The sequence below is a fragment of the Pseudomonas sp. HMSC066A08 genome (genome assembly GCF_001813025.1).
Lineage (GTDB): Bacteria > Pseudomonadota > Gammaproteobacteria > Pseudomonadales > Pseudomonadaceae > Pseudomonas > Pseudomonas aeruginosa.
Genome location: NZ_KV811299.1, coordinates 180,090 through 196,673, shown reverse-complemented (window position 1 = coordinate 196,673; position 16,584 = coordinate 180,090). Strand labels below are relative to the sequence as shown.

The 16,584-nt window shown below is 63.5% G+C and carries 11 protein-coding genes, 2 tRNA genes and 1 pseudogene; 4 read left to right on the top strand and 10 right to left on the bottom strand.

All coding sequences use genetic code 11. The features are described 5' to 3' along the window. Window positions 1–142: 142 nt before the first annotated feature. Window positions 143–2,386, bottom strand: coding sequence for a YgiQ family radical SAM protein (locus tag HMPREF2886_RS14645; protein ID WP_057388164.1), 2,244 nt, complete (start codon window positions 2,384–2,386; stop codon window positions 143–145). 212 nt (window positions 2,387–2,598) lie between these two features. Between HMPREF2886_RS14645 and HMPREF2886_RS14640 the strand changes: the two genes are divergently transcribed. Together HMPREF2886_RS14640 and HMPREF2886_RS33325 are read left to right on the top strand one after the other, a co-directional pair. Further along, entirely contained in the window at window positions 2,599–4,449 is a 1,851-nt protein-coding gene (locus HMPREF2886_RS14640; protein ID WP_070747693.1) for a diguanylate cyclase, read from the top strand. A 343-nt stretch (window positions 4,450–4,792) separates the two neighbouring features. Next, window positions 4,793–6,187, top strand: a pseudogene (locus tag HMPREF2886_RS33325) (glycoside hydrolase family 1 protein); the annotation flags it as partial. Between the two features lie 23 nt (window positions 6,188–6,210). Here HMPREF2886_RS33325 and alr read toward each other — a convergent pair. The 8 genes from alr to rnr form a co-directional block, all read right to left on the bottom strand. Further along, a complete protein-coding gene (alr, locus tag HMPREF2886_RS14635; protein ID WP_070747690.1) occupies window positions 6,211–7,302 on the bottom strand; it encodes an alanine racemase in 1,092 nt (363 codons plus the stop codon). A 68-nt stretch (window positions 7,303–7,370) separates the two neighbouring features. Then, window positions 7,371–8,765 carry a replicative DNA helicase gene (gene dnaB, locus HMPREF2886_RS14630; RefSeq protein WP_003100012.1) on the bottom strand — a complete coding sequence of 465 codons (1,395 nt, stop codon included), beginning with the start codon at window positions 8,763–8,765 and terminating at the stop codon, window positions 7,371–7,373. Between the two features lie 128 nt (window positions 8,766–8,893). Next, entirely contained in the window at window positions 8,894–9,340 is a 447-nt protein-coding gene (gene rplI, locus HMPREF2886_RS14625; RefSeq protein ID WP_003095627.1) for a 50S ribosomal protein L9, read from the bottom strand. A gap of 21 nt (window positions 9,341–9,361) precedes the next feature. After that, entirely contained in the window at window positions 9,362–10,231 is an 870-nt protein-coding gene (locus HMPREF2886_RS14620) for a hypothetical protein (protein ID WP_003095630.1), read from the bottom strand. Window positions 10,232–10,267: 36 nt separating this feature from the next. Next, on the bottom strand, window positions 10,268–10,498 hold the full coding sequence (gene rpsR, locus HMPREF2886_RS14615; RefSeq protein WP_003095634.1) for a 30S ribosomal protein S18: 231 nt from the start codon (window positions 10,496–10,498) through the stop codon (window positions 10,268–10,270). A 29-nt stretch (window positions 10,499–10,527) separates the two neighbouring features. Then, entirely contained in the window at window positions 10,528–10,947 is a 420-nt protein-coding gene (gene rpsF / locus HMPREF2886_RS14610) for a 30S ribosomal protein S6 (protein ID WP_003095636.1), read from the bottom strand. A 214-nt stretch (window positions 10,948–11,161) separates the two neighbouring features. Next, the gene (gene rlmB, locus HMPREF2886_RS14605; RefSeq protein ID WP_003095638.1) at window positions 11,162–11,908 is read right to left on the bottom strand and encodes a 23S rRNA (guanosine(2251)-2'-O)-methyltransferase RlmB; all 747 of its coding nucleotides are present in this window, start codon (window positions 11,906–11,908) and stop codon (window positions 11,162–11,164) included. Further along, on the bottom strand, window positions 11,905–14,622 hold the full coding sequence (gene rnr / locus HMPREF2886_RS14600) for a ribonuclease R (RefSeq protein ID WP_070747687.1): 2,718 nt from the start codon (window positions 14,620–14,622) through the stop codon (window positions 11,905–11,907). The genes rlmB and rnr overlap by 4 nt, the downstream gene beginning before the upstream one ends. Window positions 14,623–14,826: 204 nt before the next feature. Here rnr and HMPREF2886_RS14595 point away from each other — a divergent pair. Together HMPREF2886_RS14595 and HMPREF2886_RS14590 are read left to right on the top strand one after the other, a co-directional pair. After that, window positions 14,827–14,913, top strand: a tRNA-Leu gene (locus HMPREF2886_RS14595). A gap of 129 nt (window positions 14,914–15,042) precedes the next feature. Next, a tRNA-Leu gene (locus HMPREF2886_RS14590) sits at window positions 15,043–15,129 on the top strand. A gap of 156 nt (window positions 15,130–15,285) precedes the next feature. On the opposite strand, the gene HMPREF2886_RS14585 is transcribed toward HMPREF2886_RS14590, so the two are convergent. After that, on the bottom strand, window positions 15,286–16,578 hold the full coding sequence (locus tag HMPREF2886_RS14585) for an adenylosuccinate synthase (RefSeq protein ID WP_003095642.1): 1,293 nt from the start codon (window positions 16,576–16,578) through the stop codon (window positions 15,286–15,288). Window positions 16,579–16,584 lie beyond the last annotated feature (6 nt).

Genomic DNA, 16,584 nt, shown 5'->3' with positions numbered 1-16,584 from the left:
CCGGAAGGGCAAGACTTGTGCCAGCGCCGCCAGGCCCGGGCGCCCAGGAGGTCGTGCCGCGGCAATGCACTGCGACGGTGCGCGACCGCAGGCAAGGTTGCAGCCGCGCACGCTTTGCGGGCGGCAGGGCCGCCCCCGGCGATCAGCGCGGGATGTTCGGCTGGCGCGACTTCTTCTTGCCCTTGGCGAAGGCCGTCGCCTTGTTCTGCTGGCCCTTGTTCCACGGCTTGCCGCCGTCGCTGGCGCGTGGCGGCAGGCCGGTATGCTGGGTCAGCAGCTTGCCGGCCTTCTTGCTGCCGGCCGGCGTGGAGTTCTTCCGCCGGGCGCTCTGGTATTCGCCGGTATCCGGCTGGTAGGTCGGGACCAGGTGGTGCTTGCCATTGCCGATCAGGTCGGCGCGCCCCATCCGCTCCAGCGCCTCGCGCAGCAGCGGCCAGCCTTTCGGGTCGTGGTAGCGCAGGAAGGCCTTGTGCAGGCGCCGCTGCTGGTCGCTCTTGACGATGGTCACGCCATCGCTCTTGTAGGTGACCTTGCGCAGCGGGTTCTTGCCCGAGTGATACATCGCGGTGGCAGTGGCCATCGGCGAAGGATAGAACGCCTGGACCTGGTCGGCGCGGAAGCCGTTGCGCTTGAGCCACAGGGCCAGGTTCATCATGTCTTCGTCGGTGGTCCCGGGGTGGGCGGCGATGAAGTACGGGATCAGGTACTGCTCCTTGCCGGCTTCCTTCGAGAACTTCTCGAACATCTGCTTGAAGCGGTCGTAGGTGCCGATCCCCGGTTTCATCATCTTGTCCAGCGGACCGCGCTCGGTGTGCTCCGGGGCGATCTTCAGGTAGCCGCCGACGTGGTGGGTCACCAGTTCCTTGACGTACTCGGGCGACTCGACGGCGAGGTCGTAGCGCAGGCCGGAGGCGATCAGGATCTTCTTCACCCCCGGCAGCGCCCGGGCCTTGCGGTACAGCTCGATCAGCGAGCTGTGGTCGGTATCGAGGTTCTCGCAGATGCCGGGGAACACGCAGGACGGCTTGCGGCAGTGCCGCTCGATGTCCGGGCTCTTGCAGGCGATGCGGTACATGTTCGCCGTCGGTCCGCCAAGGTCGGAGACCACGCCGGTGAAGCCGGGCACCTTGTCGCGCATCTCCTCGATCTCGCGGATGATCGAGTCGTGCGAGCGGTTCTGGATGATCCGTCCCTCATGCTCGGTGATCGAGCAGAAGGTGCAGCCGCCGAAGCAGCCACGCATGATGTTCACCGAGAAGCGGATCATCTCGTAGGCGGGTATCTTCGCCTTGCCGTAGGCCGGGTGCGGCACGCGGGCATAGGGCATGCCGAACACGTAGTCCATTTCCTCGGTGCTCATCGGAATGGGCGGCGGGTTGAACCAGACATCCACTTCGCCGTGCTTCTGCACCAGGGCACGGGCGTTGCCCGGGTTGGTCTCCAGGTGCAGCACGCGGTTGGCATGGGCATAGAGCACCGGGTCGTTGCGCACCTTCTCGAAAGACGGCAGGCGGATCACGGTCTTCTCCCGGGTCAGCCTGGGATTCGCCAGCAACTGCACGACCTTGGCTTCCTGCGGGTCCTCCGGCACGCCCTTTTCCTGCTCGATGGCGCAGGCGGCGGTGTCCTGGGTATTCACGTAGGGGTTGATGATCTTGTCGATCTTGCCTGGCCGGTCGATCCGCGTGGAATCGATCTCGAACCAACCCTCCGGGGTGTCGCGACGGACGAAGGCGGTGCCGCGCACGTCGCTGATCGCGCTCAGCGGTTCGCCCTGGGCCAGGCGCTGGGCTATTTCCACCACCGCACGCTCGGCGTTGCCGTAGAGCAGGATGTCGGCCGTGGCGTCCATCAGGATGGAACGGCGGACCTTGTCCTGCCAGTAGTCGTAATGGGCGATACGGCGCAGCGAGGCCTCGATCCCGCCGAGGATCACCGGCACATGGCTGTAGGCCTCCTTGCAGCGCTGGCTGTAGACCAGGCTGGCGCGGTCCGGACGCTTGCCTGCCAGGCCGCCGGGGGTATAGGCGTCGTCGGAACGAACCTTCTTGTCCGCGGTGTAGCGGTTGATCATCGAGTCCATGTTGCCGGCCGCCACCCCGAAGAACAGGTTCGGCTCGCCGAGCTTCATGAAGTCGTCCTTCGACTGCCAGTCCGGCTGGGCGATGATGCCGACGCGGAACCCCTGGGCCTCCAGCAGGCGACCGATGATGGCCATGCCGAAGGACGGGTGGTCGACGTAGGCATCGCCGGTGACGATGATGATGTCGCAGGAGTCCCAGCCGAGCTGATCCATCTCTTCCCTACTCATAGGCAGGAAGGGCGCCGGACCGAAACACTCGGCCCAGTACTTGGGATAGTCGAACAGCGGCTTGGCGGCTTGCATCACGGGCACCAGGGGTATCTCTAGGAATGGGGGGTCGCGTAAACGCGGGCGCGGAATATAGCACAAAAAATGAGCAATTCCGACGTTTTCACTGGGGATTGCCTGTCGTCGGCTGGTCTCGCAAAACTGCCATCATTTCGCCACCTTCTTTCTATACTCCATCCATCGTCATCTCACCCGGCCTCCACGAGAGGCCCCCCGGGAGAGTCATCGTGCGCCACCCTCTTGCCCTGTTCACGGTCGTCTTCCTGCTATTGGCCAGCGCCGCGTCGAACGCAGCGCCGGAGCTTCCTACGGGCCCGGCCAGCGGCGCCTGGTTGAACGGCTCGCTGGACCTGCTCGAAGACCCCGATGGCAACCTGGCGGTGGAGGACCTCGAACAAGCGGAGCAGGCCGGCCGCTTCGTCGCCGCCGCCGGCCGCACCAGCGTCGGCCTCAGTCGCAGCGCCTGGTGGCTGCGCCTAGACCTGCCGAGGCGCGAGGCGGTACCCGGCGGCTGGTGGCTGGAAGTCGCCAGCGCCAGCCTGCACGACCTGCGCCTGTACCTCCCCGACGAGCGCGGCGGGTTCCGCGAACATCGCAGCGGCGAAGCGGTACCCTTCGCCGAAGGCCGCGACCACGCCTATCGTCATCCGCTGTTCCAGCTCCCTCCCGGCGAAGGACCGTTGCGCATCTACCTGCGCAGCTACGATCCCGGCGGCAACGCCTTTCCGCTGAGACTCTGGAGCCACGACGAACTGCTGGAATACCGCAGCCAGGGCAACCTGCTGTTCGGCATGGCCTACGGGCTGATCCTCGCCCTGCTGCTGTACAACCTGTTCCTCTTCACCAGCCTGCGCGATCGCGCCTATTTCTGGTACGTGCTGACCGCTGCCAGCGCGCTGGTGCTGACCCTGAGCATCAGCGGCCATGGTTTCGAGTATTTCTGGCCCGAGCGGGCGGTGCCCTGGTGGCTTGACCGCCTGGCGCTGCTGGCGATCTGGGGCATCTGCGTGATCCGCTTCAGCCAGAACCTGCTGCAAAGCCGGCAGCACGCACGCTGGGCCCATCACCTGCTGAACGCCTGCTGCCTGCTGTTCCTTGCCTGCCTGGCGTTCAACGCCGCCGGCTGGCGCTGGCAGGCGGCCGGCGTGCTGGCGCTGACCCTGCTGGCCAACCTGCCGATCGCCATCGGCCTGGCAGTGCAGCGCTGGCGCCAGGGTTCGGCCACGGCGCGCCTGTACCTGGTCGGCTTCGGCCTGGTGCTCGGCAGCGTCAGCCTTGGCGTGATGCGCGCCACCGCGCTGGTCCAGCCGACCTCGGCCAACGCCATGGTCTTCCCGCTGGCGCTGACCCTGGAGGCCCTGCTGTTCTCCCTGGCGCTCGCCTCGCGCATCCAGGATCTGAAGCAGGAAAGGGCCCTGGCCCTGGACCAGGCCGACCAGGAAAAGAACGCGCGCCTGGCCCTGCTGCACAGCGCCCAGCGCGACCTGGCACGCGCCGTGGAAGTCCGTACCAACGAGCTGAGCGAGGCCAATCGCCAGTTGCAGATGCGCGAAGCGCAACTGCAGTACGCCGCCCATCACGACTCGCTGACCGGACTTGGCAACCGCAGGCACCTGATGGAATTCGCCGAAAGCGCCCTGGACGATGCCCGCCGCCACGGCAACAGCATGGCGCTGCTGCTGATCGACCTGGATCACTTCAAGCCGATCAACGATACCCATGGCCACGATGCCGGCGACTTCGTCCTGCAGAGCGTGGCCCAGCGGCTGCGCCATTGCGTACGCACCGAGGATTGCGTGGCGCGCCTCGGTGGCGACGAATTCGCCGTGCTGGTCGGCGGGTCGAATGCCGAGCAGCATGCCCGCGACATCGCCGAACGCCTGCTGCGAGAACTGGCGAAACCGGTGGAGTTCGCCAAGCAGTGGCTGGTGATCACACCGAGCATCGGCGTCGCCCTGTTTCCCGGCGACGCCCTGCAGTTCGGCAAACTCTACAAGGCCGCCGACCAGGCGCTGTACCGGGTCAAGGGCGCCGGGCGCGCCGATTATGCGATGGTCCACGAGCTACAGTTGGAGTAAGCCATGGACAGCCTTTGAACTTACAAATGAAGCCTGGAGACAGCCCACATATCGAGCTACCCTACCGTTCCTTTGAGAGATGATTTCCAGACCTGCGAGTAAAACGCTCAAAACGAGTGGAAATATAAAAATCGTCTCGACAGCACGAGTGCACCTAGACTCCTACAATCGTAAACCAACCTAAAAAGCCATAAAAATGCGAAGAAGCCCCCTCCAATTTAAAAATTTTCGAAAATCCCTCATAAAAAATATAAAAAACCCTCTGGCGCTTCTTTCTCTTGCGCTCCTATGTGACACCTCACTGGCCACTGCGAAGCCCTAGGAAAACTGCAACTTTCTCTGGGGAACGGCCTCAGCGGCCTATCAGGTAGAGGGCGGTTGGAATCTGGACGGGAAAGGACCTTCGAACTGGGACGCCTTCACCCACAGAGGCATTACCAAGTATCTTATCGGAGAGAGCCACACTGGCGATGTTGCCACGAACCAGATATCCAGAGACGTCTATCTAAAAGACATAGATCTGATGCGCAAACTCGGAGTCAACTCGTACCGTTTCTCGATAAGCTGGGCACGAGTGCTGCCCGATGGCCATACGACAAACCCCAAAGGGCTCGAATACTACAAGATACTCATACAAGATTTGAAGAATGCCGGAATAACTCCAATTGTAACACTTTACCACTGGGATATGCCCCTAGCTCTTTATAAGAAAGGTGGGTGGCACTCCCCTAAATCGCCCGACTGGTTCGCTGGCTACGCAAAGCTCATTTTCAGCAACTTTGGCGAAGAAGTACCTTACTTCATAACTTTCAATGAGCCGGAAGGCAATATCTTTACCCTGACGCCCTTGGTAGAGAACTTCCTCTCCGAAACCCCCTCACCTTATGAGAAAGTACTATCCGTAGAGTCACGCGCAGCTCAGGCAGGGGCCATGCACAACCTCCTGCTGGCGAACTCGCTAGCGGTTACCTCATACAAGGAAGCAGGGTACAAGGGACGAATCGGTATTGCCCTGAATCTATCTCCCTGTGTCGATAATGAGATCCCGGACAGCGCAGCCAAGAGGAGCTGCAACTCTGTGCACAATGCCTGGGTTCTGGACGCGCTTTACAAAGGAAACTACCCGAAAGATATAAAAACTCTCTATCAGAAGTACGCACCCGCGTTCCAGCCCTCTCAGGATGATATGAAAAAAATCATGCAGGGAAGACCGGACTTCATCGGCGTAAACTTCTACTCTCCCACCCTGGTGAAAGACGATCCAAGCCAGCCCTTCGGAATAGCAAATCGCCCAAATCCAGACCAGTATCCTTCCTATAACGGCCCCGTCTCTCCTTCTCATCTGGTCGAATTACTAATGCAGATAAACAAAGAATACGACCATCCCACTCTGATCATAACGGAGAACGGAGCCGGTTTCGGAGTGGACGATGAAAAACTCACTGGAAATAGGGTACTAGACCCACTCAGGGCAAAGTATCTCTCTGACCACATTGATGCAGTACTCTCAGCCAGGCATGCAGGAGTGAAAGTAGAAGGGTATCTATTCTGGAGTCTTCTGGACAACTTCGAGTGGCTGTTCGGCTACAGAAATCGATTCGGAATGATTGGAGTCGACTTTGAAAGCCCACAACTAACGAGGACACCAAAATCCAGCTATTACAAATACCAAGAGAAGATCAAGGATTATAAAGAGCGTAACAAGTGCCTGCCCCAGCAAAGCCGGCACTCAGGTTAACGACTTCAAAAAAAGACCTGCCGCTATAGGCGGCCAGGTCCGTACTGGAAGGCACGCGGAACCCGCGCACCAACCTTGCTCAGAAGCTCGTAGCCGAGGGTGCCGCAGGCACGGGCGACCTCGTCCACCGACAACCCGGCGCCCCACAACTCCACCGGGTCGCCAACGCGAGCCTCCGGCAGGTCGGAGAGGTCGATCGCCAGCATGTCCATCGAGACCCGCCCGACCAGGGGCGCGCGGCGTCCCCCGACCAGTACCGGAGTCCCGGCCGGCGCGGTACGCGGATAGCCGTCGGCGTAGCCGCAACTGACCGTGCCGATCCGCGCCGGCCGCTCGGCGATCCAGGTGGCACCGTAGCCGACGCTCTCGCCCACGGCCACCTCGCGCAGTGAAATCAACTGCGCGCCCAGGCTCATGGCCGGCTTCAGGCCCAGTTCGGCGGCACTCAGGTCGGCCAGCGGGGTCGACCCGTAGAGCATGATTCCCGGCCGCAGCCAGTCCATGTGGGCGGCCGGGATAGTCAGCACCGCCGCCGAGTTGGCCAGGCTACGCTGGTCGAAGTCCAGGTCGAGCAGGCCGAGGAAACTCTCCACCTGCTGCTCGGTGAGCGGATGGTTGCGTTCGTCGGCGCAGGCGAAATGGCTGATCAGGTTCAGCTCGCGCACACCAGGATGGTTGCGCAGGCGCGCATGCCAGGCGCGCAGCGCGGCAGGATCGAAGCCCAGGCGGTGCATGCCGGAGTCGAGCTTGAGCCAGACGTTGAGTGGAATATCCAGGCCGGCGGCGAGGAACGCCTCGCCCTGCTCCGCGCCCTGGATCACCAGGTCCAGGCGCAATTGCCCGGCGAGGGCGTATTCGCTCGCCTCGAAGCAGCCTTCCAGCAACAGGATGCGCGCGCTGGCGTGCAAGGCGCGGACTTCCGCGGCCTCCTCCAGGCAGGCCACGGCGAAGCCATCGGCATCGTCGTGCAACGCGGTAACCACTTCGCGCGCACCGTGGCCATAGGCGTTCGCCTTGACCACCGCGAACGCCTGGCGCTGCGGCGCGCAGCGCTTGGCCAGGGCATAGTTGTGGCGAATGGCGGAAAGGTCGACGGTGGCAACGAGGGGACGCATGGCATCGGGTCCTGCAACTGAAACGGGTGCCTATGGTAAGGCGCCCGCCGGGCAAGACCCAAGCCGGGTCATTCGTCCTCGAAGTTGTACATGCCGGCGGCAAGGTTCTCGAAGCGCGTGTACTTGCCGATGAAGGCCAGGCGCACCGTGCCGATCGGACCGTTACGCTGCTTGCCGATGATGATTTCGGCGACACCCTTGAACTCGGTCTCCGGGTGGTACACCTCGTCGCGGTAGACGAACATGATCACGTCGGCGTCCTGCTCGATCGCCCCGGATTCGCGCAAGTCGGAGTTCACCGGGCGCTTGTTGGGTCGCTGCTCCAGGGAGCGGTTGAGCTGCGACAGGGCGATCACCGGGCAGTTGAATTCCTTCGCCAGGGCCTTCAGCGAGCGGGAAATCTCGGAAATCTCGTTGGTCCGGTTGTCGCCGCTGGAGCCGGGTATCTGCATCAGTTGCAGGTAGTCGATCATGATCAGCGCCAGATCGCCGTGCTCGCGCACCAGGCGACGGGTCCGCGCGCGCATTTCCGAGGGACTGATGCCGGCGGTATCGTCGATGAACAGCTTCTTGTCGTTGAGCAGGTTGATCGCCGAAGTCAGGCGCGGCCAGTCCTCGTCGTCGAGCTTGCCGGAACGCACCTTGGTCTGGTCGATACGCCCGAGCGACGAGAGCATACGCATCACGATCGAGTCGGAGGGCATCTCCAGGGAGTACACCAACACGGCCTTGTCGGTGCGCATCACCGCGTTCTCGACCAGGTTCATGGCGAAGGTGGTCTTACCCATCGACGGACGCCCGGCGACGATGATCAGGTCGGCCGGCTGCAGGCCACTGGTCTTCTCGTCGAGGTCGGTGAAACCGGTGGACACCCCGGTCAGCGCCTCGGTGGTGTTGAACAGGTAGTCGATGCGGTCGATGGTCTTGACCAGGATATCGCTGATCCCTACCGGCCCGCCGGTCTTCGGTCGCGCTTCGGCGATCTCGAAGATCTTCCGCTCGGCCTCGTCGAGGATCTCGTTGGCGCCGCGCCCTTCCGGGTGGAAGGCGCTGTCGGCGATCTCGTTGCTGATGCCGATCAGTTGGCGCAGGGTGGCGCGCTCGCGGATGATCTGCGCGTAGGCCTTGATGTTGGCAACCGACGGAATGTTCTTCGCCAGTTCGCCGAGATAGGCCAGGCCGCCGACCTGGGCCAGTTGTCCTTCCTTCTCCAACTGCTCGGAGAGGGTCACCACGTCGATCGGCTGGTTGGCCTCGGCCAGCTTGTAGATGGCGCGGAAGATCAGGCGATGGTCATGGCGGTAGAAATCGCCGTCGGACACCGAGTCCGACACACGCTCCCAGGCGTTGTTGTCCAGCATCAGGCCACCCAGCACGGCCTGCTCGGCCTCGATCGAGTGCGGCGGCACCTTCAGGGCTGTGGTTTCCAGGTCGTATTGCTCGGGGCTGGTGATCTCGTTCATAGACTCGACGCAAGAAAAAGGAACAGCGGAAAAAACAACGGGCACGGTGCCGTTGCCGGTACCGTGCCCGATGTTAGCGGACTGCCGCGGACACGCATATGCCCGCCCAGCCCTACCGATCGGATCGCTTACTCAGCGACGATGATCAGCTTCAGAGTGGTTTCCACGTCGGTGTGCAGGTGCACGGCGACGTCGAACTCACCGGTGTTGCGCAGCGCGCCGTTGGGCAGGCGAACTTCGGCTTTTTCCAGCGGGTAACCGGCAGCGGAAACGGCTTCGGCGATGTCGCGGGTGCCGATCGAGCCGAACAGCTTGCCTTCGTCGCCAGCGTGGGCGCCGAGGGTTACCACCAGCTCGGAGAGCTGGGCAGCACGGGCTTCGGCAGCGGCCTTCTTCTCGGCGGCAGCCTTTTCCAGCTCGGCGCGGCGGGCTTCGAACGCAGCGACGTTCTCGGCGGTGGCGACGGTGGCCTTGCCCTGCGGCAGCAGGAAGTTACGGGCGTAACCGCCCTTGATGTTCACCTTGTCGCCCAGGTTGCCCAGGTTGGCGACTTTTTCCAGCAGGATGACTTCCATTTGAGTCTTACCTCTTAACTTTTAACCTTCACCGTTCGTGGAACCCTGGCGCCGGGCCAGGCGTCCACGAAAATCAAACAGACTGTCGACAACCGCCAAAAGACAGATCAGGTTCCCCAGCAGCAATACAGCCAGGTACAAGCCCACCAGCCAACCACCCGCGAGGCGCTTCAGGGCGATCAGGCCATGCCCGAGCGCCACGCCGGCGATGATCAGCGGCACGCTGCACAACGGACCGAGCACCGCGGCCTGCACTTCCAGCGCCGGGACCACGACGGCCCCCAGCAGCAGGATCACGGCAACCGCCGGCGCCAGCCGCAAACTCCGGAATTCGCGGCCGAAGCCGCCCGGGTTGTACAGCGAAGCCTGCCAGTACCGCGCGAGCATCAGGCAGAGCAGGCAGGTCACCTGCAGCGAGGAAGCCATGACCCCGGTCAGGGTCGGCACCAGCGCCACCTGCAACTTGTCCAGCTCTTCGCCCGACAGCTGGGACTCCCCGCGAAGCTGGGTCAGGACCTTGGTGACTTCCGTCGCCAGGGCGCCGATCAGCTCGCTGGAGGTATGCCCCAGCACCAGCGCGAATACCACGCCAACTGCAACACTGCCCAGCAGCACATGGCTCCAGGACGTGCTGGCGCGCAGGATCTGCGCCAGCGTCAGGGTACCGAGCAGGACCAGAAGGATGCTCGGATCGCCCAGGTACCACCAGAACATCGCCGGTAGCACCGCCCAGGCCAGGACGCCGAAGGCGTCGCCGAATCCGCGCCGCAGCAGCACCAGGCTACCGGCGGCGGCACTCAGCCAGAACAACAGTGGAACAACCGCGGAGCCTGCCACGGCGAGCGTGGCCTGCATGCGGCCGCGCATGGTGAACTCAGCCAGTGCGCGCATGCGATCTATCCCTTACCAGCGTTCGACTGCCCGATCTCAACGGCCGTGGCTGTCGGTGTAAGGAAGCAGGGCCAGGTAGCGGGCGCGCTTGATAGCGGTCGCCAGCTGACGCTGGTACTTGGCCTTGGTGCCGGTGATACGGCTCGGAACGATCTTGCCGGTTTCGGAAACGTAGGCCTTCAGGGTGTTGAGATCCTTGTAATCGATCTCTTTCACGCCTTCGGCGGTGAAGCGGCAGAACTTACGACGACGGAAGAAACGTGCCATGTGATTGGCTCCTCAATACTGGTCCGGAATTACTCGTCAGCGTTATCGCTATCGCTGTTGTCGTCGCCATCGGCGCCTTCAGCGTTATCGTTCGGACGCTCACGACGCTCGCGACGCTCGTTGCGGCTTTCTTCAGCCTTGAGCATCTCGGACTGCTCGGTGACAGCTTCGTCGCGACGCATGACCAGGTTACGGATCACGGCATCGTTGTAACGGAAGTTGTCTTCCAGCTCAGCCAGGGCCTTGGCGCTGCACTCGACGTTCATCAGAACGTAGTGGGCCTTGTGCACGTTGTTGATGGCGTAGGCCAGCTGACGACGGCCCCAGTCTTCCAGACGGTGGATCTTGCCGCCGTCTTCTTCGATGGCCTTGGTGTAACGCTCGACCATGCCACCGACTTGTTCGCTCTGGTCCGGGTGAACCAGGAACACGATTTCGTAATGACGCATAAATGCTCCTTACGGGTTGCAGCCTGCCGCAGAACGGTCAGGCAAGGAGTGAATGTTTTCTTGGCTTGCCTGGCGGAGAGGCGAACGAACGCCTGCCCGCGCGGCAAGGGGCGACATTCTAGAGAAGGGCAACCGGCGAAGCAAGGAAGATTGGCGAATATTTGTACAGCGGATGGAATGGCGCGGGGCCGCGCCGCGGCGGCCCCGCACGCGCTCACTCCAGCGGGGTGCGCTGGCGGAGGATCTCGAACAGGCAGACGCCGGTGGCGACCGAGACGTTCAGGCTGCTGACGCTGCCGGCCATCGGCAACCTGGCGAGGAAGTCGCAGTGCTCGCGGGTCAGCCGGCGCATGCCCTTGCCTTCCGCGCCCATCACCAGCACGGTCGGCCCCTTGAGGTCGAGCTGGTAGAGGGTCTTGTCCGCCTCGCCGGCGGTGCCGACCACCCACAGGCCGCGCTGCTGGAGCTTTTCCAGGGTGCGCGCGAGGTTGGTCACCGCCACCAGCGGGATCACCTCGGCGGCGCCGCAAGCGACCTTGCGCACGGTGGCGTTGAGGGTCGCGGACTTGTCCTTGGGCACGATCACCGCCTGCACCCCCGCCGCATCGGCGGTACGCAGGCAGGCGCCGAGGTTGTGCGGATCGGTGACGCCATCCAGGGCCAGCAGCAGCGGCACGCCCTCGCTCCGCTCGAGCAGTTCCTCGAGCATGTTTTCGCCCCAGACCTGGCTGGGGCTGACTTCCGCGACCACGCCCTGGTGGACGCCTTCCGCCCACTCGTCGAGTTCGCGCCGGTCGCGCTGCCCTACCGGAATACGGAACCCGGCGGCCAGCTCGGTGAGCACCTGGACCCGCGGGTCATGCCGCCCCTCGGCCAGCCACAACTGCTTGACCCGCTTCGGATGATGGCGCAACAACGCTTCCACGGCATGCACGCCGTAGACCTTTTCCCACTGACTCATGACTTGGCCTTACGTTTGCGCGCCCCGGTGGCAGCCGGAGCGTTGTCGGCCTTCGGCTTGGAAGGCCCCTTGCGATGCTTGGTCGGCTTTCCCGGCTTGGCGGCAGCGGCGGGCTTGCCGCCCTTGGCCTTGCCCTTCGCGCTCTTGCCCGCAGGAACGACCTTGCCCTTCTTCCCGCCCTTGTCCTTGCCGCCGCCGACGCGCGCCTCGGCGAGCAGCGCCTGCTTCACCTCGCGACTCTTGCGTACGTCGGTGTTGCCGAGCATCTCCGCGGCCTGCGCCAGCAGCTCCGGCGCGACCGGCGGCAGCGCCTGCACCTTTCCGGCCTTGCGCCGCGGCACCACTGCGGCGTCGGGACTGGCCAGCGCCGGCTCCAGGTCGACCTCGGGCACGGATGCGCCCTTGCGCCCTTTCGGCGCCTTGCCGGCGTTCGCCGACTTGTCGCCGTTGCGCTTCTTGCGTCCGATCGGCGCGCTCAGCACGTTTCCGGCCAGCTCGAAGTCGATCTTCCGCTCGTCCAGGTCGACCCGCGCCACTACCACTTCCGTGGTGTCGCCGAGACGGAAGCTGCGCCCGGTGCGCTCGCCGCTGAGGCGATGGTGCACGGCGTCGAAATGATAGTAGTCGCCAGGCAGCGCGGTCACATGTACCAGGCCTTCGACGAAGATGTCGGTCAGCTCGACGAACAGACCGAAACCGGTGACCGCGGTGATTACCCCAGGGAAGGTCTCGCCGACCCGCTCGCGCATGTATTCGCACTTCAGCCAGTTGGTCACGTCGCGGGTGGCCTCGTCGGCACGCCGCTCGGTCATCGAGCACTGCTCGCCCAACTGGTCCAGGCGCAATTCGTCGTACGGATAGATACGCGCCTTGGGCATGCTCGCCGCGCCGGCCCGCTGCACGTGCGGAGTCTCCGCCTTGGAGCGGATCACGCTGCGGATCGCACGATGCACCAGCAGGTCCGGGTAGCGCCGGATCGGCGAGGTGAAGTGGGTGTAGGCGTCGTAGTTGAGGCCGAAGTGGCCATTGTTGTCCGGGCTGTACACCGCCTGGCTGAGCGAACGCAGCATGACCGTCTGGATCAGGCGGAAGTCGGCGCGGTCGTGGATCTTCTCCAGCAACTCCTGGTAGTCGCCCGGGGTCGGCGCGGCCTTGCCGCGGCCGAGGCTCAACCCCAGCTCGCCGAGGAACTGGCGCAGGTTGTTGAGTTTCTCCTGCGGCGGGCCGTCATGCACCCGATACAACGCCGGGATGGCGTGCTTCTGCAGGAAGCGTGCGGTCGCCACGTTGGCGCAGAGCATGCACTCTTCGATCAGGCGGTGCGCATCGTTGCGCTGGGTCGGGCGGATTTCCGAGATCTTCCGGTCGGCACCGAAGACGATGCGGGTTTCCTGGGTCTCGAAATCGATCGCGCCGCGGACATGGCGGCCGGCCAGCAGCGCTTTATACAGCGCATACAGCTGCTGCAGGTGCGGCACCACGCCGGGCAACTGCTGGCGCAGGTTCTCGGCCTCGACGCTGTCGGGATGCTCGAGCAACTGGCTGACCTTGGTGTAGGTCAGGCGCGCATGGGAGTGGATCACCGCCTCGTAGAACTGGTAGCCGGTCAGCTTGCCGGCCTTGGACAGGGTCATCTCGCAGACCATGGCCAGCCGGTCGACCAGCGGATTCAGCGAGCAGAGGCCATTGGACAGCACCTCCGGCAGCATCGGGATCACCCGCTCGGGGAAATACACCGAGTTGCCGCGCCTGGCCGCCTCTTCGTCCAGCGCCGAACCGACCTTCACGTAGTGCGAGACATCGGCGATCGCCACGAACAGGCGCCAGCCGCCGCCGCGCTTGGCCTCGGCATACACCGCGTCGTCGAAGTCGCGGGCATCCTCGCCGTCGATGGTGACGAAGGGCACCTGGCGCAGGTCGATACGCTTTTCCTTGTCCTTCTCCGCCACTTCCGGCTTGAGCTTGGCTGCTTCCTTCTCCACCGCGGCCGGCCAGACGTGGGGGATATCGTAGCTGCGCAGGGCGACTTCGATCTCCATACCCGGCGCCATGTAGTCGCCGAGCACCTCGACGATCTCGCCCTGGGCCTGGCGGTGGATGCTCGGCCATTGCTCGATGCGCACCTGGACGAACTGGTTGTGCCTGGCCTTGCCGGCCTTGCCCGGCGGGATCAGGACTTCCTGCTGGATCTTCGGGTTGTCCGCGACCACCACGCCGATGCCGCTTTCCTCGAAATAGCGGCCGACCACGATCTCGTGGGCCCGCTCGATCACCTCGACCAGCTGGCCTTCGCGGCGTCCGCGCCGGTCATGGCCGGACACCCGGGCCAGGGCGCGGTCGCCGTCGAACACCAGGCGCATCTGGGTGGGACTGAGGAACAGGTCGTCGCTGCCATCGTCGGGGATCAGGAAGCCGAAGCCGTCGCGGTGCCCGCTGATGAGGCCGCGGATCAGGTCCAGCTTGTCCACCGGCGCATAGGCGCCACGACGCGTATAGATAAGCTGCCCGTCGCGCTCCATGGCGCGCAGGCGACGACGCAAGGCCTCTTCCGGCTCCTCGCCGGCGAGCCCGAACTCGTCGAGCAACTGGGAGCGAGTCGCCGGAGCGCCCCGCTCGGATAGGTGAGCCAGGATCAGTTCCCGGCTGGGGATGGGGTTTTCGTACTTTTCCGCTTCGCGAGCGGCCTCGGGATCGAGGTTTTGCCAATCGGCCATTAGAGGTAGGTCACCTTTTCTTCTTTAGCGTTTGCTGCCATTGCTCTATTGAAGCGCGAAAACGCTTCGTCGGTCAGCTTCGGTAGCAGAATAATTTTTATCGCATCAGGGGTTTACAAGCAGAATACGTACTCGTATAGTTCGCGCCCACAACGTTGCTGAGACGTTGTAACACGGAAACGATGAGCGATCATCGCCTCCAGTGCCCAGGTGGCGGAATTGGTAGACGCACTAGGTTCAGGTCCTAGCGGTGGCAACACCGTGGAAGTTCGAGTCTTCTCCTGGGCACCATATTTCAGACAAAGCCGGACATTAGACCGTTTTTGTTTCAGCAGTTCAGCCACTACCAGGCATTGAAACTGCGACAAGGTTTGCAACACCCAAGTCGATGAGCGATCATCGCACAATGCTGAAAAGCATGCCCAGGTGGCGGAATTGGTAGACGCACTAGGTTCAGGTCCTAGCGGTGGCAACACCGTGGAAGTTCGAGTCTTCTCCTGGGCACCATCTTCAAGACAAACAGCCGAGCATCGCTCGGCTTTTTGTTGCCTGCGATTTTTCCCTTCGAGCCACGCCACCCTCCCCCGCTCGCCGCGGCGCCGACCCCGGAAATGAAAACGGGCCGCATGCGCAGCCCGTTCCGTCATCGCCCCGCTATCCGCCTCAGGCGAATGGATGGCGCAGGATGATGGTTTCGTTGCGGTCCGGACCGGTGGAGATGATATCGATCGGCGCACCCACCAGCTCTTCCACGCGCTTGATGTAGGCGCGGGCGTTGGCCGGCAACTCTTCCAGGGTCTTCGCACCCACGGTCGACTCGCTCCAACCAGGCATTTCCTCGTAGACCGGCTGCAGGCCGATGTAGCTGTCGGCATCGGTCGGCGCTTCCAGCACATCGCCATCGGCATTCTTGTAGCCGACGCACAGGCGCACCACATCCAGGCCATCGAGCACGTCGAGCTTGGTCAGGCACAGGCCGGAGATGCTGTTGATCTCGATGGCGCGGCGCAGAATCACGGCGTCGAACCAGCCGCAGCGACGAGCGCGACCGGTGGTGGCGCCGAACTCGTGGCCGCGCTTGGCCAGGTAGGCGCCGACGTCGTCGAACAGCTCGGTCGGGAACGGCCCGGAGCCGACGCGAGTGGTATAGGCCTTGGTGATACCCAGCACGTAGTCCAGGTACAGCGGGCCGAAGCCGGAACCGGTGGCGGTACCGCCAGCGGTGGTGTTGGAACTGGTCACGTAGGGATAGGTGCCATGGTCGATGTCCAGCAGCGATCCCTGGGCGCCTTCGAACATGATGTCCTTGCCGTGCTTGCGCAGGTCGTGCAGGGTCGCGGCGACATCGGCCATCATCGGCTTGAGCAGCTCGGCATATTCCATCGCCTCGTCCAGGGTCTTCTGGAAGTCGATGGCCGGCTCCTTGTAGTAGTGCTGCAGGACGAAGTTATGGTAGTCCAGCAGCTCGCCCAGCTTGGCGGCGAAGCGCTCGCGGTGGAACAGGTCGCCGACGCGCAGGCCGCGACGCGCCACCTTGTCCTCGTATGCCGGGCCGATACCGCGACCGGTGGTGCCGATCTTGGCTTCGCCGCGGGCCTTCTCGCGCGCCTGGTCGAGGGCGACGTGATAGGACAGGATCAGCGGACAGGAAGGACTGATGCGCAGGCGCTCGCGCACCGGCACGCCCTTCTCTTCCAGCTTGGTGATTTCGCGCAGCAGCGCATCCGGCGCCAGCACCACGCCATTGCCGATCAGGCACTGCACGCCTTCGCGCAGGATGCCCGATGGAATCAGGTGCAGGACGGTTTTCTCGCCATCGATCACCAGGGTGTGACCAGCGTTGTGACCACCCTGGTAGCGAACTACGGCAGCCGCCTGCTCGGTGAGCAGGTCGACGATCTTGCCCTTGCCCTCATCACCCCATTGGGTGCCCAGGACTACGACATTCTTACCCATAACACT

Bases quoted from the DNA above. Each gene is read 5' to 3' on its own strand.
- HMPREF2886_RS14645 (WP_057388164.1), bottom strand. From the start codon at position 2,386: ATGCAAGCCGCCAAGCCGCTGTTCGACTATCCCAAGTACTGGGCCGAG.
- rlmB (WP_003095638.1), bottom strand. From the start codon at position 11,908: ATGAGTCAGTGGGAAAAGGTCTACGGCGTGCATGCCGTGGAAGCGTTG.
- rpsF (WP_003095636.1), bottom strand. From the start codon at position 10,947: ATGCGTCATTACGAAATCGTGTTCCTGGTTCACCCGGACCAGAGCGAA.
- rpsR (WP_003095634.1), bottom strand. From the start codon at position 10,498: ATGGCACGTTTCTTCCGTCGTCGTAAGTTCTGCCGCTTCACCGCCGAA.
- alr (WP_070747690.1), bottom strand. From the start codon at position 7,302: ATGCGTCCCCTCGTTGCCACCGTCGACCTTTCCGCCATTCGCCACAAC.
- rplI (WP_003095627.1), bottom strand. From the start codon at position 9,340: ATGGAAGTCATCCTGCTGGAAAAAGTCGCCAACCTGGGCAACCTGGGC.
- rnr (WP_070747687.1), bottom strand. From the start codon at position 14,622: ATGGCCGATTGGCAAAACCTCGATCCCGAGGCCGCTCGCGAAGCGGAA.
- HMPREF2886_RS14620 (WP_003095630.1), bottom strand. From the start codon at position 10,231: ATGCGCGCACTGGCTGAGTTCACCATGCGCGGCCGCATGCAGGCCACG.
- HMPREF2886_RS14585 (WP_003095642.1), bottom strand. From the start codon at position 16,578: ATGGGTAAGAATGTCGTAGTCCTGGGCACCCAATGGGGTGATGAGGGC.
- dnaB (WP_003100012.1), bottom strand. From the start codon at position 8,765: ATGAACGAGATCACCAGCCCCGAGCAATACGACCTGGAAACCACAGCC.